This is a genomic window from Phytoamicus setariae (assembly GCF_016722925.1).
Classification (GTDB): domain Bacteria; phylum Pseudomonadota; class Alphaproteobacteria; order Rhizobiales; family Rhizobiaceae; genus Rhizobium_E; species Rhizobium_E setariae.
Genome location: NZ_JAEQNC010000005.1, coordinates 78,058 through 101,040 on the forward strand (window position 1 = coordinate 78,058; position 22,983 = coordinate 101,040).

The 22,983-nt window shown below is 58.6% G+C and carries 21 protein-coding genes; 11 read left to right on the forward strand and 10 right to left on the reverse strand.

Going from position 1 to position 22,983, the window contains the following annotated elements; all coding sequences use genetic code 11:
* Positions 1 to 18: 18 nt before the first annotated feature.
* Entirely contained in the window at positions 19 to 720 is a 702-nt protein-coding gene (ctrA, locus tag JJB09_RS10215) for a response regulator transcription factor CtrA (RefSeq protein WP_201657066.1), read from the reverse strand.
* 443 nt (positions 721 to 1,163) lie between these two features.
* On the opposite strand from ctrA, the gene JJB09_RS10220 reads away from it, so the two are divergent.
* Both JJB09_RS10220 and JJB09_RS10225 read left to right on the forward strand, forming a co-directional pair.
* On the forward strand, positions 1,164 to 1,508 hold the full coding sequence (locus JJB09_RS10220) for a flagellar export protein FliJ (protein ID WP_201657907.1): 345 nt from the start codon (positions 1,164 to 1,166) through the stop codon (positions 1,506 to 1,508).
* Positions 1,509 to 1,931: 423 nt separating this feature from the next.
* Positions 1,932 to 2,573 carry a calcium-binding protein gene (locus JJB09_RS10225; RefSeq protein ID WP_201657069.1) on the forward strand — a complete coding sequence of 214 codons (642 nt, stop codon included), beginning with the start codon at positions 1,932 to 1,934 and terminating at the stop codon, positions 2,571 to 2,573.
* A 190-nt stretch (positions 2,574 to 2,763) separates the two neighbouring features.
* Here the strand turns inward: JJB09_RS10225 and rbsK are convergent, their stop codons facing one another.
* From rbsK to JJB09_RS10240, 3 genes are read right to left on the reverse strand one after another with little or no spacing between them, the layout of a single operon-like run.
* On the reverse strand, positions 2,764 to 3,687 hold the full coding sequence (gene rbsK, locus JJB09_RS10230) for a ribokinase (protein WP_201657072.1): 924 nt from the start codon (positions 3,685 to 3,687) through the stop codon (positions 2,764 to 2,766).
* 12 nt (positions 3,688 to 3,699) lie between these two features.
* Positions 3,700 to 4,155, reverse strand: a complete 456-nt coding sequence (locus tag JJB09_RS10235; protein WP_201657075.1) for an RbsD/FucU family protein — start codon at positions 4,153 to 4,155, stop codon at positions 3,700 to 3,702.
* 54 nt (positions 4,156 to 4,209) lie between these two features.
* A complete protein-coding gene (locus tag JJB09_RS10240; RefSeq protein ID WP_201657078.1) occupies positions 4,210 to 5,271 on the reverse strand; it encodes an ABC transporter ATP-binding protein in 1,062 nt (353 codons plus the stop codon).
* 515 nt (positions 5,272 to 5,786) lie between these two features.
* Between JJB09_RS10240 and JJB09_RS10245 the strand changes: the two genes are divergently transcribed.
* From JJB09_RS10245 to JJB09_RS10255, 3 genes are all read left to right on the forward strand, one after another.
* Positions 5,787 to 7,391 (forward strand): extracellular solute-binding protein, encoded by a 1,605-nt coding sequence (locus JJB09_RS10245; protein ID WP_210341709.1) that lies wholly within the window; start codon positions 5,787 to 5,789, stop codon positions 7,389 to 7,391.
* Positions 7,392 to 7,515: 124 nt separating this feature from the next.
* Positions 7,516 to 8,640, forward strand: coding sequence for a carbohydrate ABC transporter permease (locus JJB09_RS10250; RefSeq protein ID WP_425523705.1), 1,125 nt, complete (start codon positions 7,516 to 7,518; stop codon positions 8,638 to 8,640).
* Positions 8,641 to 8,691: 51 nt separating this feature from the next.
* Positions 8,692 to 9,600, forward strand: coding sequence for an ABC transporter permease subunit (locus JJB09_RS10255; protein ID WP_201657913.1), 909 nt, complete (start codon positions 8,692 to 8,694; stop codon positions 9,598 to 9,600).
* Between the two features lie 73 nt (positions 9,601 to 9,673).
* Here JJB09_RS10255 and JJB09_RS10260 read toward each other — a convergent pair whose 3' ends face one another.
* The 4 genes from JJB09_RS10260 to JJB09_RS10275 all read right to left on the reverse strand — a co-directional run bounded on the left by JJB09_RS10260 (position 9,674) and on the right by JJB09_RS10275 (position 14,677).
* Positions 9,674 to 11,095 (reverse strand): peptidoglycan-binding protein, encoded by a 1,422-nt coding sequence (locus JJB09_RS10260; protein WP_201657084.1) that lies wholly within the window; start codon positions 11,093 to 11,095, stop codon positions 9,674 to 9,676.
* 165 nt (positions 11,096 to 11,260) lie between these two features.
* A complete protein-coding gene (locus tag JJB09_RS10265; RefSeq protein ID WP_201657087.1) occupies positions 11,261 to 12,757 on the reverse strand; it encodes an FGGY-family carbohydrate kinase in 1,497 nt (498 codons plus the stop codon).
* Positions 12,754 to 13,857, reverse strand: coding sequence for a M42 family metallopeptidase (locus JJB09_RS10270; protein ID WP_201657090.1), 1,104 nt, complete (start codon positions 13,855 to 13,857; stop codon positions 12,754 to 12,756). Before JJB09_RS10270 ends, JJB09_RS10265 begins: the two co-directional genes overlap by 4 nt.
* Positions 13,858 to 13,870: 13 nt before the next feature.
* Positions 13,871 to 14,677: a BtpA/SgcQ family protein gene (locus tag JJB09_RS10275; RefSeq protein WP_281431823.1), complete on the reverse strand. Its 807-nt coding sequence runs from the start codon at positions 14,675 to 14,677 to the stop codon at positions 13,871 to 13,873.
* A 178-nt stretch (positions 14,678 to 14,855) separates the two neighbouring features.
* Here JJB09_RS10275 and JJB09_RS10280 point away from each other — a divergent pair, with 178 nt between their 5' ends.
* A complete protein-coding gene (locus JJB09_RS10280; protein WP_201657095.1) occupies positions 14,856 to 15,875 on the forward strand; it encodes an aldo/keto reductase in 1,020 nt (339 codons plus the stop codon).
* Positions 15,876 to 16,164: 289 nt separating this feature from the next.
* On the forward strand, positions 16,165 to 16,374 hold the full coding sequence (locus tag JJB09_RS10285; protein WP_201657098.1) for a cold-shock protein: 210 nt from the start codon (positions 16,165 to 16,167) through the stop codon (positions 16,372 to 16,374).
* A 74-nt stretch (positions 16,375 to 16,448) separates the two neighbouring features.
* Here the strand turns inward: JJB09_RS10285 and JJB09_RS10290 are convergent, their stop codons facing one another.
* A complete protein-coding gene (locus tag JJB09_RS10290) occupies positions 16,449 to 17,078 on the reverse strand; it encodes an AAA family ATPase (RefSeq protein ID WP_201657101.1) in 630 nt (209 codons plus the stop codon).
* 126 nt (positions 17,079 to 17,204) lie between these two features.
* Here JJB09_RS10290 and JJB09_RS10295 point away from each other — a divergent pair, with 126 nt between their 5' ends.
* Positions 17,205 to 18,218, forward strand: a complete 1,014-nt coding sequence (locus tag JJB09_RS10295; RefSeq protein ID WP_201657104.1) for an NAD(P)-dependent oxidoreductase — start codon at positions 17,205 to 17,207, stop codon at positions 18,216 to 18,218.
* Positions 18,219 to 18,276: 58 nt separating this feature from the next.
* On the opposite strand, the gene JJB09_RS10300 is transcribed toward JJB09_RS10295, so the two are convergent.
* Positions 18,277 to 19,209 (reverse strand): UDP-glucuronic acid decarboxylase family protein, encoded by a 933-nt coding sequence (locus tag JJB09_RS10300; RefSeq protein WP_201657107.1) that lies wholly within the window; start codon positions 19,207 to 19,209, stop codon positions 18,277 to 18,279.
* 164 nt (positions 19,210 to 19,373) lie between these two features.
* Between JJB09_RS10300 and JJB09_RS10305 the strand changes: the two genes are divergently transcribed.
* The 3 genes from JJB09_RS10305 (at position 19,374) to JJB09_RS10315 (ending at position 22,977) form a co-directional block, all read left to right on the forward strand.
* Positions 19,374 to 20,144: a DeoR/GlpR family DNA-binding transcription regulator gene (locus JJB09_RS10305; RefSeq protein ID WP_201657110.1), complete on the forward strand. Its 771-nt coding sequence runs from the start codon at positions 19,374 to 19,376 to the stop codon at positions 20,142 to 20,144.
* 162 nt (positions 20,145 to 20,306) lie between these two features.
* Positions 20,307 to 21,833, forward strand: coding sequence for a glycerol-3-phosphate dehydrogenase (glpD, locus tag JJB09_RS10310; RefSeq protein WP_201657113.1), 1,527 nt, complete (start codon positions 20,307 to 20,309; stop codon positions 21,831 to 21,833).
* Positions 21,834 to 21,894: 61 nt separating this feature from the next.
* Positions 21,895 to 22,977, forward strand: coding sequence for an ABC transporter ATP-binding protein (locus JJB09_RS10315; RefSeq protein ID WP_201657116.1), 1,083 nt, complete (start codon positions 21,895 to 21,897; stop codon positions 22,975 to 22,977).
* Positions 22,978 to 22,983: the final 6 nt, after the last annotated feature.

The window sequence follows — 22,983 nt, forward strand, 5'->3', positions numbered from 1 at the left end:
GAAAGGGGTATTGCGAGGTCAGGCGCTTTCCATCAACTCGGCGCCATCCGGCTCGCGCAGCACGTAGCCGCGGCCCCAGACCGTCTCGATATAATTTGCGCCGCCGGCAGCTGCAGCGAGCTTCTTGCGCAGCTTGCAGATGAACACGTCGATGATCTTCAGTTCAGGCTCGTCCATGCCGCCGTAAAGGTGGTTCAAGAACATTTCCTTCGTCAGCGTCGTCCCCTTACGCAACGAGAGAAGCTCCAGCATCTGGTATTCCTTGCCCGTCAGATGGACGCGCTGGCCGCCGATTTCGACCGTCTTGGCGTCGAGATTGACGATCAGGTCACCGGTGATGATGACGGACTGGGCATGGCCCTTGGACCGGCGCACGATTGCATGAATGCGTGCGACGAGCTCATCCTTGTGGAAGGGCTTGGTCATATAGTCGTCCGCGCCGAAGCCGAGGCCGCGCACCTTGTCCTCAATGCCGGCCATGCCGGAGAGGATCAGGATCGGCGTCTTGACCTTGGACAGCCGCAACGTCCTGAGGACCTCGTAACCCGACATGTCGGGCAGATTGAGATCGAGCAGGATGATGTCGTAGTCGTACAGTTTACCGAGATCGACACCTTCCTCGCCCAGGTCGGTGGTGTAAACGTTGAAACTTTCAGATTTGAGCATCAACTCGATGCTCTGCGCTGTCGCGCTGTCGTCTTCAATTAAAAGAACCCGCATTCTTAATCCCCTTTTCCGCCGCCTTGAAAGGTTGCAAGCTCCCTATCCGGCCAGGATCCAGCTGTTACCTGATTTGGAGGTTGCCATGGAATGGTTAACAAATTCTGATTCACCCTGGCAAGATGTATCGGAATTGTTAATTAAATTTCCCAGCCCCCTGATTTTCATCACAATTTCTTATACAGAACTCTTAACAGTTCACATTAACAAACTGCATCAACCGACTCCTTAGACTCATGCTTTGCCGAATTGTTGTGAACTTTCTCCGGCATTTACCGACCCTTAAATGATCGTCGTTATCATTAACGATGCCCGTAAATGAAAGGTTACCGTCGTTAGAAATTCGTTAACGTCGGTGAACTTTTTTTTGGCACGCTATGAAAGCGGCGCCAAAACGGGTTGTTCCTGTTAACCGGGGTCTCGCTATCCACGGAGTATTGCGTATGAAGTCGCGTGAGAGCCTAGTACGTCTGAAGGAATTCCAACTGAGGGAAAAACGCCGTCAGTTGAAACAGCTTCAGATGATGATGGCCGAGTTTGAGCGTATGGCAAAGGATCTGGAAAACCAGATTGTCTACGAAGAGAAGAAGTCGGGCATCACCGATCCCAGCCACTTCGCCTATTCGACCTTTGCAAAAGCCGCCCGACAGCGGTCCGACAATCTGCAGGTCTCCATTAAGGAATTGAAGGTGCAGCAGGATGCCGCAGAGGCAACTGTCGATGAATTGCAAGCCGAGTTTGACAAGGCCTCTGCAATCGAAGAACGGGATATGAGATTGCGCGCCTGACAGCGCGCTGAGTTCTCGCTCCACCGCATTGCCGGAGCCTCGCATATGCGAGGCTGAAGGCGTGTGGCCTAACAGATGCCGTCAACCAACGAGGGCCTCGCTACTGAGCTAGCGGGGCCCTTGTCATTGACAGGATTGCTGTTGTGTCTCCACCGCCCGATTGCAAGCGCTTGGTTCCGAATCAAGACAATCACGAGGCTGTGTGACGCGTAGTTTCGCCGAGTGAACGACTAGGCGCAGACGTGTCGGAAATCGGGTGTCCGCCCCCGCATTATTATTCGTGATTTTTATATTAGATTTTACTGATGTACATTCGCTGATGCGGGCGAGGATGACCTCACCGATATCGAATTTCTTCTCGTCAATTACGCTAGCAACGAGAACTGCCTTCTCTTTGTCGAACACAGCAGAGGACGCAAGGCCATGGCGACCATTCGGGGCAACAGCAACGGCAACAACCTCTTTGGCACATCCGCGAGTGACAACATCTTCGGTCTGGCGGGAGATGATTTCCTCTTCGGCAATGCTGGCAACGACACGATGGACGGTGGCGCAGGCGACGACGAGCTAAACGGCGGCACTGGAAACGATCACATGACCGGCGGCCTGGGCGATGATGTCCTGAGCGGTGCGGCGGGCAACGACAATATCACCGGCGGCGTCGGATCGGATAACCTGATTGGCGGCGCGGGAAACGATACGTTGAACGGTGCCAAGGACGACGACGTTCTCTCTGGCGGCCTGGGCAAAGACATTCTAATCGGAGGCGAGGGTACGGATGTGATGACGGGAGGCCTGGGCGACGATGTTTTCCGCTTCGTTCCTGGCAAGCAGACTCCGACCGGTGTTGTAAATGCCGACATCATCACCGATTTCGAACAGATCGCCGGCGCCGGTGGTGACGTCCTGCAACTACCGACGGGCTCGTCCATCGACTTCTCGTTCCAGATCGTCAGTATGGGCGTTTCTTCTTGGTTCATTCAGTATTCAAGAAATGCAGGTGCCGATTTTGGTTTCGTTGTCCTCAACGGACTGACGACTGCGCCAGATATAGAATTCGTATGAGCTTGCGGGCTCCGAAGCGGCAAGACATCGATACGCCAAGCGCTCGGCCAAAGCATATTGCCCGACTGAATGACGGCCTCAGCCTTTCGGGCCCGCCAACTGGCGTTGTCAGACGATCCCCTTTTATGCGCGGCTACCATGCGCGGTGCGGCAAAGCCTGCTGCTTTGCCGCTTTTGCCTGCAATTCTGCTCAGCCCTTCGCGAGTAGCGCTTCGACTTCCGCCCGCGAAGGCATGGAGGGCGCGGTGCCCGGCCGGGTGACGGAAATGCCCGCCACGGCCGAACCGAAACGCACGGCATCCACCGGCGCCGTACCGCGGGCTATGGCTGCTGCAAAGCCACCATTGAAGGCATCGCCCGCGCCGGTCGTCTCGACGACTGGCCCGGCCTTGAAGGCTGGGACCAGCACGCTCTCCGTCCGGCTGTGATACAGTGCACCCATAGCACCCAGGGTGATGATCGCGGTCTTGACGCCCATGTCCAGCAGCTTGTCGGCGGCAACTTTCGCCTGATCGACATTGGTAACCGGCAGCCCCGTCAGGATTTCAGTTTCCGTCTCATTCGGCGTGACATAGTCGCAAAGCGCAAAGACTGCGGCGTCGAGCTTCTGGGCCGGAGCTGGATTGAGGACGGTCGTCGCTCCGCCTGCCCGCGCGATCTCCAGCGCTCGTACCGCCGCATCAAGTGGCTGTTCGAGCTGCGTAACGAAAACCTTGGCCGACCCGATCAACTCGGCATTCGCATCCATGTCGGCCGGCGAAATGGTCGCAGCCGCGCCAGGCGCAACGATGATGGCATTGTTGCCCGTACCTTCCTCGATAAAGATATAGGCCGCGCCGGTGTAGCTGGATGGATCCTGGGTGACAGCCGGGGTCACCCCCGCCTCCTTCCAGGTCTTCAGCGCCATGTCCGCAAAGGCGTCCTTGCCGAGCTTCGACAGGAAAGCCGTGTCGCCGCCAGCTTTCGCTGCGGCAACCGCCTGGTTGGAACCCTTGCCGCCCGGTCCGAGCGCGAACCCGTTGCCGAGCAGGGTTTCGCCCATTTTGGGCTGACGGCTGGCGCGATAGGCGGTATCGGCGACAAACACGCCGAGAATAACAATGTCGTGCTTCATGGCAAACCCGCCTTACTTCGCATCCGGCGGAATGACGCCCTTGGTCAGCACGAAGCAGCCATAAAAGCGCCGCTCGCCGGTCTGGACGACGCAGTAAGCCTTCTTGGCCACTTCGTAGAAATCGAACCGCTCGACGGCCACCAGCGGCCAGTGCTTGCCCTCGGCCTTGTCGATCGCCGCCTGCACTTCCTGCTGCACGACCGGAACCTCGTCGGGAGAACCGACGACTTCCATGCGTTGCGCGGCATTATCGATGAAAGTATCGAGTGGCATCAATGACAGAATGGCTGCGGCAGCCTCGGCCGATGTCGTGTTCTCCATCCTGAGCAGGCTGCCGTAGGTGGTCTGTTGCGCAACCGAATCAGACGGAAAGTTAAGGTCCGACAGCACGAGATAGTCGCCATGGCCCATGGCCTTGAGCGCATAAAGAACATCCGCGTTGAGAAGCGGCGAAATACCCTTGAGCATTGTTTCCTCCCTGAATGAAAAGGCTCCCCCGAAGGAGAGCCAGTAACGCCCGGCTCAGATTCGCTTGCCGGTTGTGCCGTCGAAGAGATGGGCTACATCCTTGCGCGGCCTGAGCTTGATCGTTTGCCCTGGCGAGAAATGGTGCCGTTCGCGGAACAGCGCCAGGATATCCTTGCCGCCGGCTGTGGTGAACACCATGGTCTCCGAACCGGTTGGTTCGACCACGCCGACCTTCGCTTCGAAGCCGTCGTCGGCCAGCTCGAGGTGCTCGGGGCGGATGCCATAGGTGACGTCCTGGCCATCGGTGACCGTATGGTGTGTACCCGCAGGCAGCAGCACATCGCCCGCCTGGACGAAGATCTCACCATTGACGATCTTCGCCTTGCCCTTGATCAGGTTCATCGACGGCGAGCCGATGAAGGTGGCGACGAACAGGTTGGCAGGGTTGTCGTAGAGTTCGAGCGGCGCACCGATCTGCTCCACGTGCCCGTCCTGCAGCACGACGATACGGTCGGCCATGGTCATGGCCTCAACCTGGTCGTGCGTCACATAAACAGTCGTGGTCTTCAGGCGCTGGTGAAGCTCCTTGATTTCCGTACGCATCTGCACGCGCAGCTTGGCATCGAGATTGGACAGCGGCTCGTCGAAAAGGAAGACCTGCGGGTTGCGCACGATCGCACGGCCCATCGCCACGCGCTGCCGCTGGCCGCCTGAAAGCTGGCGCGGATAGCGGTCGAGATAGGGCGTCAGGCCCAGAATGCCTGCCGCGGACTTCACACGCTCTTCGATAACCGCTGGTTCGGTTTTCTTCAGCTTAAGCGAGAAAGCCATGTTCTCCCGCACCTTCATATGGGGATAAAGTGCATAGGACTGGAACACCATGGCAATGTCGCGATCCGACGGTGGCACGTTGTTGACGACCCTGTTGCCGATCGAGATATTGCCACCGGTGATGCTCTCGAGGCCGGCTATCATCCTAAGAAGCGTTGATTTTCCGCAACCGGACGGACCGACCAGAACAACGAACTCGCCGTCCGCAATGTTGATGTCGACACCATGAATGACATTCACAGCACCATAAGCCTTGCGCACATCCTTAACCAGAACCTGAGACATCTACCCTCCCCGAATTATCGCCGCGCTACAAATCTAGACCGTGCCGCAATTGCATTTTCAACAAAGGGTTGCACAACGTCCGACCTGTGACTTCTGATGTCGCGCCGGTCGCATAAGTGCAAAGGCGCATGCTTCATTTTTCCTCTAGCGGAGGCCACAAACGTTGTCTACTTATTTTGCAGTCTAGCCCCCATGCGCCGCATCATTCTAATATTGCAACGCAATATACATCCGGGGAAAAAGGCGATTGACGCATGTTGCCCGAAGGTTTTACTTTTATGCCTGTCGGACGGGATTGTTTATTTCGAACCGGCGCAAACAATTGCAAGCACTGTCCTTAACGATGGCGATAAAATACAATTTGCGTCGGGCGTGATTGCCGTGCAAGACTGCAACACAATGGCGGGGAGACTGGGAGTAAGATCTCCGTTTGAGCAACCATTACGGGAGGTAAAGGCGTGAAAACTGAAATTTATGAACTTTTGGCCCAGAAGGCAATCAGCCGTCGCAACCTGATGAAGGGCGCCGCAAGCGTCAGCGCCATGGCGATGGCCGGACCGGCATTCATGGGCATGGCGACACCAGCGCTCGCCGATGCCGATCTGCGCAAGGCAATCCTGCAGGTTCCGGGCGTCGGCAAGGGCTCCCCGACCGACGCTGACTGGCAGAAGGTCGGTGAAATGTGCCTCGGCGCCACCAAGGCGAACGTCAAGGAAGGTGAATTCAAGGGCGTCGAGCTGTCCTTCATGGGCCTCAACAACCAGAACCTTCATAACGTGCTGTTCCGCGGCCTGCTCAAGGCTTGGGAAGACTATACCGGCGCCAAGATCAACTGGATCGACCTGGCGCAGGCTGACTACAACGCCCGCCTGCAGCAGTCGATCGCCACCGGCACCGTCGATTTCGACATTCTCGAAATGGGCGCACCGTTCGAAGGCGATGTCTGCGGCAAGGGTCTCGCATCCGTGATGCCGGATTGGGTCAAGGCCCAGATCGAGATGGACGACTACGTCGGCTACCTGCAGGCGCCGGTCGGCACCTGGGATGGCAAGACCTACCGCGTCTCCGTCGACGGCGACTGCCACAACTTCAACTACCGCACCGACGTGTTCTCGTCCGCTGACCTGGCCAAGGCCTGGAAGGACGAAGGCCATCAGGGCGAGTGGGCTGTGCCGAAGACCTGGCAGCAGGTTCAGGAAGCCACCAAGTTCCTCAAGGGCAAGCAGCACGACGGCATGGACGTCTATGGCTACCTCGACGCCCCCAAGGGTTGGGGCGGTTTCGGCTTCTACTTCCTTGCCAGCCGTGCGACGGCTTACGCCAAGCACCCGGACGACAAGGCATGGCTGTTCGACGCCGATACCATGAAGCCGCGCATCAACAACCCGGCCTGGGTTCGCACCATTCAGGACGTCATCGACGCCCTACCGTCCGAACCGGCCGACCAGCTGAACGCCGACCCCGGCACGACTGCCTTCCAGCAGTTCCTCGCCGGCACCGGCTCGATGGTTTCCTGGTGGGGTGACGTTGGCTCGATGGCCAAGACCTCTGACAGCTCGGTCATCGGCGACACATGCGGCTTCTCGATCCTTCCGGGTTCCGACGACGTCTACAACTCCAAGACCGGTCAGTGGGACAAGCTGGCATCCGGCCCGAACTATGCTCCGAACATGGCATATCTCGGCTGGGGCGTTTACGTCATGTCCCGCGTCGATTCCGACCCCGTCAAGCAGAAGGCCGCCTGGTCTGCTGCTGCCCATCTCGGCGGCAAGGACATCTCGCTGTGGACTTCGGCATATCCGTCGGGCATGCAGCCTTACCGCAACTCCCACTTCAACATTCCTGAGTGGGTCGAGGCAGGCTACGACGAGGCGTTCATCACGTCCTACCTGAATTCGGAAAAGGACTCCTACAACCATCCGAACGCAGCCATCGAACCGCGTATCCCGGGCATCTTCTCGTACTATTCGATCGCGGAAGACGAACTGTCCAAGATTTTCGCTGGCCAGATGACGGCTCAGGAAGGCGCCGACAAGATCGCCGCTGCCTGGGAAAAGCTGACCGACCAGATCGGTCGCGAAAAGCAGATCGCTCTCTACAAGGCTTCTCTGGGCCTTTAAGATCTGATCTGAAACGCATATAAAGGGCTGGCGACGGCGAAAACGCCGCCAGCCCGATTTCGTATATTGCGGGGGCAATATACGACCGACACTCAGCAGCATTCACCACGGGACTAACGTTTGCATGGCAAGCAATTCTGACTTGATGATCGACCGGCTCTATACGGTCAGCACCGACGCCGATGTTCCGGCCGGGCGAAAGCAACTGGGCCGCCTGATCTTCTGGGCGGCGACGCTGCTTCTCGTCGGCTCCTTCATTCTGGAGTTGCTCTACAAGCTGGGAATGATTTCCGTCGGCTTCGAAAACTGGCGGCCAGTGCTTTACGCGGTCATTCTCTGGTCTCTGGCGCTTGGCCTAACGCAGGTGATGATCAAGGGTGAGGCCGGCAAGAAACTGCTTTTCGTGCTCCCGGCATTCCTGTTCACCGTATTCATGGTGATTTTCCCGACCATTTTCGGGCTCTACATCGCATTCACCGACTGGAATCTTTCCTCGTTCGACGGCCAGCATTTCAATGGCACCGACAATCTCGTCGCCATGTGGCACGATCCTTACTTCTGGAACGCGCTACTCAACATGGTCTACTATGTTCTGGCGATCATCGTCGAATACGCCATCGCTTTCGGCCTGGCACTGCTGCTGAACGCCGAGATCCGCGCGCGCAAATTCTTCCGCGTGGCGTTCCTGCTGCCGTTCATGCTGAGCCCCGTCGCCGTATCGTGGATGGTCGGCAAGTCGCTTGCCGAATACCGGTTCGGACCGCTGGCGTCGTTCGCCCGCTTCCTTGGCTGGGACCAGCCCGCCTTCTTCACCTCGCCGATCATCGCCCGTATCTCGATGATGGTGATGGACGCGTGGACCTATATCCCATTCATGCTGATCATGCTGCTGGCCGGTCTTCAGGCCATGCCAAAGGAAGTCCAGGAAGCCGCCCGCGTCGATGGCGCCACCGGCTGGCAGGCTTTCTGGAAGATCACCTTCCCGCTGATGCTGCCGGTCTCCATCACCGCCATCATCTTGCGCGTCATCTTCAAGCTCAAGCTCGCCGACATCGTCATCAACGTGACCTCGGGCGGCCCCGGCGGCGCGACGGACACGGTCACCAGCTTCATTTTCCGGGAGTACCGCGAACGCTCGAATGTCGGCTACGGGACGATGCTCGCCTTTGTCTACCTGGTGCTTATCATCCTGTTCGTTACCGGACTTCTGAAAATTGCAAGTCGCTGGAACACCAGCGGCCAGGACTGACGCGGATCGATTGAAACAGGAACTTTTGACGTGACGAGCCTTACCGAAACCATCCGCGCTGCCGATGCTTCCAACAGCAGCGAGGCAACCGCGAAGTTCTATTTCAGCCGCTTTTTCATCTACGGCGCGCTAACGCTGTGGACGATTGTCTGCCTGTTCCCACTCTACTGGACAGTCACGACTTCGTTCAAGGTGGCCCGTGATGTGCAGAAGGGCGCCATCATCCCCTGGGTCGGCTACCAGCCAAACTGGCTGGGATGGCGTTCGCTGGGCCTGTCGCCGGACACGCTCTTTGCACCGTCCACAGTGCGCGACGAATTCCTCAAGCGCTTCCTCAACAGCGTCGTGACCTCGGTCAGCGCCTCGCTCCTGGCCGTGCTGATCGGATCGCTCGCCGCCTATGGCCTCAGCCGCTTCTCCTACAAGATCGGCTGGATGCGCAACAAGGACATCTCCTTCTTCTTCCTGTCGCAGCTGATCCTGCCGCCGGTGGTGCTGGCGCTGCCGTTCCTCGTGCTGTTCAAGGAACTGGCACTGCTCGATTCCACCATCGCGCTCATCATGCTTTATACGCTGATGGTGCTGCCGATCGTCATCTGGATCATGCGCGACCAGTTCGGCGGCATACCGATCGAGCTTGAGGAAGCTGCGCTTGTCGATGGCCTCTCCATCTGGGGTGCTTTCTTCCGCATCGTCTTTCCGCTTGCCGCCCCGGGTATGGTCGCCGCCTTCATCCTGGCACTGGTTCTCTGCTGGAACGAGTACTTCTTCGCGGCCCTGCTGACCGCCACCCACGCCAAGACCGTGCCGGTCATGGTGGCCAGCCAGACGGGTTCGCAAGGGATCAACTGGTGGGCGATGGCAGCACTATCGACGGCCGCGATCACACCTCTGGTGGTCATCGGTATCTTCCTCGAGCGCTACATCATCAAGGGCATGACCGCGGGTTCGGTGAAATAGCCGCCACCAGCCATCAAAGCAGAATTTTTGAACCGGCCGCCGCGAGGCGGCCGGTTTCGTTTATGCTGTACGCTCAGTCGTAGGCTATGAAGCCGAGATTGATGCTGTCGATGCGCCGGCGCGACCGCTGGAAGACGCCATAACCTTCGCGGCTGCCGTCATTGTTGGTGTTGCCCTCGATCGTCACCAGCTTGCCGTCGATGATGTCCCTGACAAAACCGGTATGGCCGTTGCGCCCGCCGGTATCGATGTAGAAGACCATGCCGGGCCTCACTCGATCTGGATCCGCGCGGGCTTCACGAGCGGTCAGGATTTCACCCTGCCCCGCAGCTTGCGCCATCTCCCAGGAGCGCCACACACTGGCTGTCTTGGGCACGCGCAGTGGCAGACCATTTTGCTGCGCGGCCTGCCTGAAGCACCAGTACACGAAAGCCATGCACCATGGCTGACCGCGCAGGCCCCCATCGACCGCGTTCATATATTCATCGACCATCGGCCCGCGGTTGCTGCCGCGCGGCTGCTCCAGCACGCCAATCTGGTTTGCCGCGATGTCCAGCGCCGCCGACGCGAGATCATTATCGGCCACCGATACTTCAGTCTCCCCGCTGCCGGCTGGCTCTATCTCAAACAGCGAGTTCCAGGTCATCGGTCCGACGACACCGTCTATTTCCAAAGGCTCGCCCTGGCCATCCTCGTGACGGGCCTGGAACAACTTGACTGCCCACTCCGTTCGCTCACCGAAATCCGCATCGACCGGCCCCACCTCCTGGATACCAAGGATTTTCAACCTTTCCTGGATGCGCGTGACATTGGGCCCATGAGAATCCCTGCGCAGCATGCGTCCGGGATAACGGGGCGCAGGAACTGGCGGTAGCGGGCGACCCGGCGGTTCGTCTTCGTCAGTCGATTGTGGAACCGCAGCCGGGATCAGTTCCTTCTGGATCATCCGCAGGAGCAACGCCATTGCGCCGCATTGCCTGGAAACCGCCGTCTCTGACCAGCGCCCATCGGATGTGTATTTTCCCGACGCGTAGATGTTGGTGAAACTCCAGAGATAGGGGCTCTTCGCATGCGGATGATGGCTTCTGTAGCCGAAGCCGTTGAAGCGTTCGAAAACGTAGGCGGTCCGTGAAAGGCTCCAGTCGTCGCCCTCCGATACCTCTTCCAACGCATCGATGGCGCTGGCGACCCAGCTGAAGGGCGGCGAACCGGTTCGGGGCCGGTTGCGTGGAACGTTTCTGGTTTTTGCCGTCAGCGGATCGCCGTTGTGCAGATGGCAATCAAATCGACCCCCAGCTTCCAGCGAATGAATGATGGCAATGACATGCGCCGGAATCCCGGTACGCTCAGCGACTTCCTGATAGCGTTGCCAGTTCTCGTCCAAGAAGATGCGCCGGAGGACGCCGTCTATTTGCGCGAGTTTTTCAGGTCTCAACCGCGCCGTTGCAATGAGCTTGTTGTACTCCTTCTCCAATGCGTCGGTATACTCAACCATCACCGGCCCTCCCGTCCCGCTGGTAAGTTCACGCAATGCATTTAAGGTTGCAATTGATTGAAAAGCTACTTATACGATACTACATCTTAGTAAATATGCAACCGCCGTTTCGCCGGCGCGTTGTTGCCAACGGCCGGTGAAACGGTTCATGCTTGCTGACGAATGTCAGAGAGGAGCGTCGAGCTCCGCCATCAGGTCTTTTGTCTGCTGATAGAGCCGCAGGAAGATCTGATACTGGCGGTCATATGCCGGATCATGAACGGCAGGCACTTCACGCTCGACTGGATTCCACGTCTTGATCTGGTCACGACTGACATCACCGATGCCGAGTGCGGCGAGAAAAGCGTTGCCGTAGGAAGCACCCATCGATTTTTCGGTCATGATCTGCGGCAGACCGGAAATATTCGACGTCGCCTCAAGCCATATCTGGTTCTTGGTGCCACCGCCGACCGCAATCAGCCGGGCGGGCCGCGCACCGGCTGCTGCATAGGTCTCGAAGATATGATTGGTGCCGCAGGCGATACCTTCGATCAACGCCCGGTAGATGTCGCCCCGTGTATGCGTCAGGTTGAGCCCGAACAACATACCCTTGGCATGGGTATCGTGGATCGGCGTCCGCTCACCGGAGAAATACGGCAGGAAAACCAGACCGTTGGCGCCCGGCTTGGAGCTGGCGGCTTCCTGCGCCAGCACGCCGAAGGCAGTGGCAGGGTCCAGATCGCGACCGATTTGGTCGCGAAACCAATGGGTCAGCGTGCCAGAGGTGGCGAGGCCCGACATCGAGGCATGCTCGCCGGGGAAAAACCAGGGCGCGTACCACAACCGGCTGTCGCGCACGCGCTGTTCGGAAAGCAGGATGATGAAGATGGTCGATCCATACATCACCATCATGTCGCCGGCCGAAAGCACACCGACTGAAAACGCTTCTGCGGCCGCGTCGATCGTGCCGCAGATGACGGGCGTGCCCTCGTCAAGACCGGTTGCCGCAGATGCCGCAGATGTCACTGTTCCGGCGACCTCGGTCGTCCAGAGTAGCTTCGGCAGCTTTTCCAGAGGCAGGATGCTCTTTGTCAGATCGTCGGAGAACCGCTGCGCACCGACATCGTAGAGCGGCGAGAAATTCGCAGCCGTGTAGTGATCGATGACGCAATTGCCGGTCAGCTTCTGCACGAGATAGGTCGTGGAAGACACGATCTTGGCGGCCTTTTCGTAGATCTCCGGGCGATTGTTCTTCAGCCACAGGATCTTCGGTCCCACCGACTGCGACGTCAGCGCATTTCCGGAAACTTCGAGGATACGCTCCACGCCGATTTCGGCGTTCAGGTCCTCGATCTCCTTGGCCGCTCTCGTATCGACGCCATAGAGCACGCCGTTCATCAAGGCGTTGCCTTCGGCATCCACCGGCAGCATGCAGGGCCCGATCGCCGACGCACCGACGGACTTGATGTCCTTCGGATCGATGCCGCTGTCAGCGATCAGCTTCTTTGACAGGAAGCAGAAATCGCCCCACCAATCCTGATCCGGATCGTGCTCCGCCCAACCGGGCTGGGGCACGAGCATCTTGTGCGGGCGGGTGGCGAGCGCTGCGATGGCGCCGCTCTCGTCAACCAATACCCCTTTGGATTCGAATGTTCCGATATCGATCCCGAGATAGTATCTCATTGTTCGAAGTCGTCCCTGTCGATACTGAAATCCGGGCCGATATCCGTGATTGCCGAAACCAGCAGGCGGGTGAGCTTTTCGAGATCGCCGAGATCGCAAAGTTCGAGCGAGGAATGCGAATAGCGCATGGGAAAGCCCATATCGATCGATGCGACGCCTTGCCCGACCAGCTGCACATAGGATGAATCCGTCAGGCATCCGATATGGGCGCTCTTCTGTAGATTGATCTTTTCGGCCTTGGCTGTCTTTTCAAACAGCGCCACCAGCGCCGGATGCGGGATCGTGCCGTTCAGCGTCCCGCGCCCATGGAACGAGAACATCGCCATGCCCGGCCCCTCGCCAAGCCTGACATCGCCGCGACTGCCCATGTCAGGCGTATCGGCGGCGAGGATGAGGTCGATCTGGATGGCGATGTCGGGCTGCAGGGTTTGTGCGGCCGTCAACGCACCACGCAGGTTGAACTCCTCGAGCGTCGAGAAGACGATATGCACGGTCGGCCGCTTGTCGGCCTTTGCCAATGCACGCGCGGCCTCGACCACGACGGCGCAACCGGCGCGGTCGTCAACCGCGGTTCCGGCGATCCGCTCGCCGGCGAGTTCCACCACGTTCGGCTGGTAGACGATGGGGGTACCGACATCGATGCCGGCGGCCAGCACTTCTTCGGCACTGGTAAACCCGGTGTCGATGTAAATGTCCGGATATTGGACAACCTTGTACTTCTCGTCTGGCTGGGTGGCATGATGGGACTTGTTGGCAATCAGCCCCGGCACATCGCGGCCTTCGCCGATGGAGAACAGCACGGCCTGCGAAGCCAGCGCCCGCTCCGGTACGCCGCCGAGCCGTTCGACCCTCACATAACCGTTCTTCTCGATCTTGCGCACCACAAGGCCGAGCTGGTCCATGTGGGTGAACAGCATGACGGAAGGCGCGCCCGGCGCGCCTTCGATCGTGGCAATCAGGTTGCCGAGACGATCTGTCCGGGTGGACAGACCGATCGCCTGCATTTCAGCCTTTAGATACTTGCGCACCCGCCCTTCGTGGCCGGAAAGGCCGGGGATGCGCATGAGGTCGGTGAGAAGCGTCCTGAGACGAGTTTTCATGAGCGAAACCTTCTCAACGATCCATGTTCACCAGACGCATGAATTCCTTGGCCCGCTCGGGATCCACGGCATTCCACGTATGGCCGTCGACCTTCAGAGATGAGCCGACAATTACGCCATCGGCAATCTTCAGCGTATCGCGCACCGTGGCGTGCTTCACGCCGGTATTGGCAAACACATAGGTGTCCGGCAGCACGCGCTTGACGGCATCGATATCGCCGATCGCCGCGGCTTCGCCGGTGATCGTACCAGAAACCAGGACGGCATCCGGGATCGACGAGAACACCGCGCTGCGAGCCCGGTCGGCAACGCTGCGCTGGTCGAGCGAATGTGCGAATTCCGCCGAGATGTTGTAGAGCAGCGCCAGATCTTCGCGGCCGAGACGATCGCGATAGCGCATCGCCTTGCCGGCGTTCGGTGTCCAGGGGCCCATGTCGGACGCATAGGTGCCGGTGAAAATTTCGCGGACGAAACGTGCCCCTGTCGCAGCAGCCAGCGCGATCGAGCTTTCCGGATCCCACAGCACGTTGACGCCGAAGGGAATCTTGATCTCGGAGCGGAGCTGACCGATCAGAAATGCCATCGTCGCGGTGGAGGCCATATCGACCTTGAATTCGTAGGGACGATCGTTTTCATTGCCGAACATGACAGCATCGAAGCCGGCATCCTGAAGTGCATGCAGGTCCTTGCGCGCGCCATCCAGCAGGGCATCGAGCCCTCCGTCCTTGTCATAAAGCGGCGCGCCGGGCAGCGCTCCGATATGCACCATGGCAATGACCGGCTTCTTGTCCCCGAAAATGCCCTTCAGCTTCTTACTCAACGCGAATTCCTCCATATAAACTTACGGCGGCACATTGGCATTTCGTTCATCCCTTGTCATCATTGGTCCTTTGAAACTGAATAAAAACAATTGCTTTCCCCAATCCAACTGTTTCTAATCCAGAAAACACCCTTCACGAAATACACGATTGAGAGCACCCGCTCCTGGGAGGAACAACATGCAGATCCGACATTGGGATCGTATCGGAAATGGCGGCCTGAACTTCACCGAACTCGGCTTCGGAGCGGCGCCGCTGGGCAATCTCTACAAGGCGATTTCGGACGAGGAAGCGCATCAGGTTCTGGAAGCGGCATGGGATGGCGGCTGCCGCTATTTCGATACAGCGCCCCTTTACGGCCTTGGTCTGTCCGAGAGCCGCGTCGGCCGGTTTCTCAAAACCAAAAATCGCGACGACTACATCCTTTCGACCAAGGGTGGCCGGTTGCTGGAAGTCTGCCCGCCCGAAAAGCGCACCGGCATCGGCAAGTTCTTCAACACACCCAACCGTCGCGAGGTCTACGACTATTCCTATGATGGCGTGATGCGCTCCTTCGAGGCTTCGTTCGAGCGCATGGGCCTGGACCGCATCGACATCCTTTACGTACACGATGTCGATATCTTCACGCACGGCAGCAAGGAAGCATCGGACGCCCGCATCGCCGAGTTCATGAAGGGCGGATATTACGCCATGCTGGCGCTGCGCGACCAGGGCGTCATCAAGGCGTTCGGCGGCGGCATCAACGAGTGGCAGGTCTGCCAGACGCTGGCCGAGCGTGGCGATTTCGACCTGTTCCTGCTTGCAGGGCGCTACACGCTGCTCGAGCAGGAAGCGCTCGACAGCTTCCTGCCGCTTTGCCAGAAGCGCGGCATCGGCATCGCACTTGGCGGCCCCTACAACTCAGGCATTTTGGCACGCGGCCCCTCGGATGACGCTCAGTACAACTATTCTAATGCGCCAAAAGAGGTGATCGAGAAGGTCCGCAAGATCCACGCGACCTGCGAAAAGCACGGCGTACGAATGATCGAGGCAGCCCTTAATTTCCCGCTTCTCCACCCCTCCGTCGTGTCGGTTATTCCGGGCGGGCAGAGCGTCGCGGAAGTCAAATCAAACCGGGAAATCCTTGGCAAGCAGATCCCCTCCGCACTCTGGGCCGACCTCAAGGCACAGGGCCTGATGCGGCAGGATGCGCCCGTCTGAACCTGACGTTGAGACCTCCATGTCGGATCGCCGCGGCACGCGCGATCCGACATGACGTTACGAGAGCCGGCTCGCCCAGGATTTGGAAAAAACGCCAACCGACTATCTTGTAACCTTCGTTTTTTTCTGCCATTTGAGTCGCATCGATTTTTTTTGGCCGAATGGCTTGGCTCCCCACCCGCCCGGTGCGCGGCCCACGACCTCTCAGCAGACGAATATATCGATATAAACGTCAGCTTTCTCGGCCGGCAAAATACAATGCGTGCAATGTCCTCGAAAGGAACACCAGATGAACACTGGCACCGTAAAATGGTTCAACTCGCAGAAGGGCTTCGGCTTCATTCAGCCGGATGCCGGCGGCCCGGACGTTTTCGTTCACATCTCCGCCGTTGAACGCGCTGGCATGACCACGCTCAACGAAGGCCAGAAGATCTCCTACGAAGTCCTCGCAGACCGCCGCACCGGCAAGTCTTCGGCTGGCAACCTGCGCGCTGCCTAATCGAGCCTTTCGATATCGACAAGAAAGCGGCGGCGCGGATCATTCCACGCCGCCGTTTTCCATTTCCGGGGGTCTCATCCCTGCCGGAGCACGAACTCCGGCTCGACGCTCCCTGTCATTACCAGACGGCCGTTCGGCAGGTCGTTTTCTTCCATCTTGAAGGCAAAGTCTGCGGGCGCCAGATCCTTCCAGCGCTCTGACAGGCGCCGGCGCAACTCCTCCTCCGATACGACGAGCAGCACTGTCGTATCATAGTGACGATGCAAGTCCGACCAGTCGCCGCTGCCGAGCAGGATGTAGTTTCCTTCTACGATCAGATGACGAACCGTCTGTGGGATAAGCCGTCCACCGGCTCTGGCGATCTCGATGGACCGGTCGAACACCGGCACCGCGATTTCGCGCTCCCTGTTTTGCTTCAACCGTCCCAGCACGTGCGAAAATCCGGCGACATCGAACGTCTGGGGCGCGCCTTTGCGCGGACGCAATCCACGCGGAACCAGAACCAGATCGTCGAGATGGTAGCCATCCATGGGAAAGACAGCCGCCGATCCCGGCTCCATGGCATTCAGCGCTTCCACCACTTGCTCGGCAAGGGTCGACTTGCCCGAGCCCGGCGCCCCGGCGATCGCCGTGATAGAGCGGCCATTGGCGCCGCGAGCGCGAACGATATCCACCAGTTCCTTGATGTTGATGTCCTTGCTCATCGCTTTTCCTCATTGCTCTGCGGATGAGGAAGGTACAGTCGGCCGATTGGCTGTCAATCAAGATCGCCGCTTTCCAAGCCCGGCTCGCCCAGTTAAATAATGCAGACAGCAGTGGAGGGTTTTATCATGCGCATTCTTTTCGATCCGGATCCGCGCGCCGCCGAAGACATTTTCAGCAAGGCAGATTACGACCGGTTCCTCTCGAGCTACGATGTCGTCTCGTGGAATGGCGAGGATCGTCCAAACTTCTACAACCGGTATCTACCCACGGCCGAAGTGGTCATCAGCCAGCAGCCGATGGAGCATGAGCAACTCGAAATCGCACCGAAGCTCAGGGCGATCGTCAATGTCGAGACCAATTTCCTACCCAATGTCGATTACGACGCCTGCTTCCAGCGCGGCATTCACGTGGTCGCACCGAGCTCGGTGTTTGCCGCGCCGGTCGCCGAAATGGGGCTTGGCATGGCTCTGTCGCTGGCACGCGGCATCCACACGGCGCATGGCGATTTCGTCGTCGGCCGCGAGCTCTACGGTCTCGACGGCAATACCGAAGCCGAACTGCTGGCCGGTGCCGATGTGGGCTTTGTCGGCTTCGGCGATCTCGGCCGCGCCCTGCATAAACTTCTGGCGGGCTTTCAGCCGAAAATTCGGGCTTATGACCCCTGGCTGCCGGACGGCGTGCTGTCTCGCCTGGGCGTGGAACCCGCCTCGCTCGACGACGTCCTGTCGAAGAGCCGGTTCGTTTTCGTCGTCGCCACGATCACCACCGACAACGCCCATCTGCTGAATGCCGCCAAACTGTCGCTAATGCAGAAGGGCGCCAAGCTGCTGCTGCTCAGCCGCGCCGCGGTGGCGGATTTCGAAGCGTTGAAGGACTTTGCCGGCTCTGGACGCATTCAAGTCGCCACGGATGTGTTCCCGGAAGAGCCGGTCGCCGCCAACGACCCGATCCGCAACGTGCCGAATATCCTGTTTTCGGCCCATCGGGCGGGCGCCCTGACCTCGGCACTGCAGAACATCGGCAAGCTGGTGCTCGAGGATCTCGGACAGTTCGCACGCCACTTGCCACCTGTTGCCTGCAAACGAGCAGAGCGCGAGACCGTCAGCCGACTGAGGAGCAAGCCGATCGACAAGTCGTGACCGGGTAAAAACCCCTCCCACCCCCCCTTGTGGGCAGGGTTTGGGAGGGGAATGCCCCTCAAATCACCGACTTGAAATATTCGATGGTGCGCTCAAGCCCCTCGCGTAGCGGGATTTTCGGCTCCCAGCCGAGGATTTCCCGGGCGCGGGAAATGTCCGGGCAGCGCTGCATCGGATCGTCCTGCGGCAGCGGCATGAACACCATCTTCGATTTCGAGCCGGTCAACTCCAGCACGATCTCGGCAAGCTCGCGCATGGTGAATTCGCCTGGATTGCCGATATTGACCGGATAGTTCACCTCGTTGGGCGCATCCATCAGCCGCATCATGCCTTCGATCAGATCGTCGCGATAGCAGAAGGAGCGGGTCTGGTTGCCGTCCCCGAAAATGGTGATGTCCTGGCCTTTCAGCGCCTGGACGATGAAGTTCGACACCACGCGCCCATCCGACTGGTTCATGCCGGGACCGAAGGTGTTGAAAATCCGCATGACGCGGATATTGACGCCACGCGTACGGTGATAGTCGTGCATGAGGGTCTCGGCGCCACGCTTGCCCTCGTCATAGCAGGAGCGAACGCCCATCGTGTTGACGTTGCCCCAATAGGCTTCGGTCTGCGGATGGATGAGCGGATCGCCGTAAATCTCTGATGTCGATGCCTGCAAGATCTTGGCACCGGTTTTCGATGCCAGTTCCAGCAGGTTCAAAGTCCCGACAATGCTGGTCTTGAACGTGTAGATCGGATCGGTCTGATAGTGAACTGGTGATGCCGGGCAGGCGAGGTTGAAAATCTCGTCGAACTTCACATCCACGGGATCGATAACCGATTGCTCGATGACGGCGAAATTCTGGTTGCCTCTGAGCCTGGCGATATTGTCGACCGAGCCGGTAAAATAGTTGTCGAGGCAGGTGACGAAATTGCCGCGCTCAAGCAGTCGACTGCAAAGATGGGAACCCAGAAAGCCCGCACCACCCGTCACCAGAATTCTTTTCATTGAAATCGTTGCTCCATTATCGAATCAGCACTTGGTAGAATAGCGGCATGGCGCGGACCTTATGCCGAAAAATCACCGGAGGAAGCCTGCGCCTCCCCTCCCGGGCTTTACTTTCGTTATTTTCGTTCTATCGTCATTTACAGTTTCGATCACAGGTTAAGCGAATGTTTTTGTCACCGCGTCACACGGAAATCCTCGATATTGCCAAGACGCAGGGCAAGGTGCTCGTCGAGGAACTGGCAAACCGGTTTGAGATCACGCCCCAGACCATCCGCAAGGACCTGAACGATCTGTGCGAGAAGAAGCTGCTCAACCGCATCCACGGCGGGGCAGTGTTTCCATCCGGCATGGAAAACATGCAGTATGAGCAACGGCGCCAGATCGCAGCCCCCGAAAAAGATTCGATCGGGCGGGCCGCAGCCCGGCTTATTCCCGACAATGCATCGCTGTTCGTCAATATCGGAACGACCACGGAATCGGTCAGCCAAGGGCTTCTCGACCATGGCAGGTTGATGATCATCACCAATAACATCAATGTTGCCAATAGATTGAGAGTCTACCCGCAGTTCGAGGTGGTTATTGCCGGCGGCGTGGTACGCGGCACCGATGGTGGGATCGTCGGGGAAGCTGCCGTCGATTTCATCAGGCAATTCAAAGTCGACTATGCGGTAATCGGCGCCTCGGCGATCGATGACGACGGCGCGCTGCTGGATTTCGACTTTCGCGAAGTGAAGGTCGCCCAGGCGATTATCGCCAACGCCCGCCATGTCATTCTGGTCGCAGATTCCACCAAGTTCGAACGAACCGCCCCGGTTCGTATCGCCCATCTATCACAGGTCCATTCCTTCGTGACCGATCGTTGCGTGGTGGAAAACATTCGCAAGATCTGTCGAGACAACGATGTGCAATTGATCGAGACCGATCCCGAAAGCTGAGCAGACTGGATTGCGCGAAGCAATTTCCTTTCCCGCTTTGAGTGAGAAAACGCGCGCATCTGACTCGTATTATTTTCGATTGACATTCGTTTTGTTTTCGCTTTGAATGCTTTTAGTTTCGCAATTGCGAAATATACTGCATTGCGAAAGGAACATGAAAACGTGACGACGCATGTGATCCATGACATTTTTATTGCGGGCGGCGGCATCAATGGCTGCGGAATCGCACGTGATGCGGTGGGTCGCGGCTACTCCGTTTTTCTCGCCGAAATGAACGACCTTGCCTCGGGCACTTCGTCCGGATCGACCAAGCTCATTCACGGTGGCCTGCGCTATCTCGAACATTATGAATTTCGTCTGGTGCGTGAATCTCTGATGGAGCGCGAAGTGCTGTGGTCGATGGCGCCGCACATCATCTGGCCGCTGCGTTTCGTCCTGCCGCTGCACAAGGACATGCGTCCGGGCTGGCTGATCCGCCTCGGGCTGTTCCTGTATGACCACATCGGCGGCCGCAAAGCCTTGCCGGCCACCCGGACGCTCGACCTGAAGAAGGACCCGGCTGAACGTCCGCTCAAGGATCGTTTTGCGCGCGCATTCGAATATTCCGATTGCTGGGTCAACGATGCCCGGCTGGTGGTGCTCAATGCACGCGATGCCGCCGACCGCGGCGCTGTAATCCGTACCCGGACCAAAGTCATATCCGCGCGTCGAGAAGACGGTGCTTGGTCCATCCAGATCGAGGATGGCGTCACCGGCCGGACGGAGACCGTGCGGGCAAAACTGTTCGTCAACGCCGCCGGCCCCTGGGTCGACAAACTGCTGCAGGGCACCGCCGGCAGCAATGTCCACAATGTCCGGCTGGTGCAGGGCAGCCATATCGTCATCCGCAAGAAGTTTGCAGGCCCCAACGCATACTTTTTCCAGAACAATGACGGCCGGATCTTTTTTGCGATTCCTTACGAGGAAGATTTCACCCTGATCGGCACGACCGACCAGGACTACAAGGGCGATCCGGCCAATGTGAAGATCACCGATGCGGAGATCGACTACCTCTGTGCTGGCGCCAGCGAGTATTTCCGCGAACCCGTCACCCGCGCCGACATGGTGTGGAACTATTCCGGTGTGCGGCCGCTCTACGACGACGGTGCAACAAAGGCACAGGAAGCAACCCGCGATTATGTGCTGAAATCCGATGGCACCGCCGACGAGCCACAGTTGATCAACGTCTTCGGCGGCAAGATCACCACCTATCGCCGCCTGGCGGAATCGATGCTTGAAAAGATCGAGGCGGCACTCGGCGTACGCGGCAAGGCATGGACGTCAGGCGCGACATTGCCAGGGGGAGACTTCGACAGAAACGGGTTCGACGGCCTGCTTGCGCAGATACGTCAGCAATATCCGTTTCTAAGCGACATTCAGGCGAAGCGGCTGGTCCGCCTCTATGGCACACGCGCCAAGACAATCCTTTCGAGTGCGCGTTCAGCAGCGGATCTCGGCACCGAATTCGGTGCCGGTTTGACCGTCCGGGAAGTCGATTATCTGATGGATGAAGAGTGGGCCCGCCAGCCGCAGGATGTCCTGTGGAGACGGACCAAGCTTGGACTGAAATTCGACCAACAGGGTGTCGAAGCCCTGGATGCATATATGAAGAGCCGCGTGAGCAACGGATTGCGACAGGCGGCACAATAGGGGGCAGATATTCGCGCCGGCGAAGCCGGATCGGCCGTATGTCTTCTGGGAGGGGGATAGCATGCTTGAATTGAGGGACGTATCCAGACAGGTTGGCGCGGACATGCATATCCGCGACATTTCGATACGCCTGGAGAAAGGCAGCCTCAACGTGCTGCTTGGGCCGACACTGTCGGGCAAGACTTCGTTGATGCGATTGATGGCAGGCCTTGATCGGCCCACCAGGGGCACGGTCTGGTTCGATGGCCGCGATGTCACGGGCGTACCGGTGCAAGCCCGCAAGGTGGCGATGGTCTACCAGCAGTTCATCAATTATCCGGCAATGACCGTTTACGAGAACATTGCTTCGCCCTTGCGCGTATCGGGGGCATCCGCGGCTGAAATCGACAGGCAGGTGATGAAGGCAGCCGATTTGCTACGGCTTGGGCCTTACCTCAAGCGCCTGCCATTGGAACTGTCCGGTGGCCAGCAGCAGCGCACGGCACTGGCACGCGCCATGGTCAAAAATGCCGGCTTGGTACTGCTCGACGAACCGCTTGCCAACCTCGATTACAAGCTGCGCGAGGAATTGCGCGCCGAGCTGCCGAAGATATTCGCCGAAACCGGCGCAATCTTCGTTTACGCGACAACCGAACCAACCGAAGCACTGCTGCTCGGCGGCAATACCGCAACCCTTTCCGAAGGCCGTGTCACACAGTACGGACCGACGGTCGACGTATTCCGCAAGCCTGCTGACCTCGTCACGGCACAGACCTTTTCCGACCCGCCGCTCAACACCATCAAGACCGTCAAGGATGGTCAGCGTTTTCTTTTGCCGGGTGGCGCGGAAGTTCCGGTTCCAACAGATATGCAAGCGCTTTCCGACGGCGCTGTGACCATAGGTTTTCGTCCCCATCACCTCTCACCGTCCGCCCAGAGCATGAACATGGCCGTACTCAACGCCCGCGTGACGGTGACCGAGATCACCGGCTCGGAAAGCTTCATTCATCTGGTTCATGGAACAGACAAATGGGTGATGCTCACCAAGGGCGTACATGACATCGCACCCGACACCAGCATGACTGTCTTCCTCGATACGCGCCATCTGCTTGCCTTCCGCGAGGATGGAACGAATGCGGCCACACCGCTGAACCGAGCGGCGTGAAAGGAA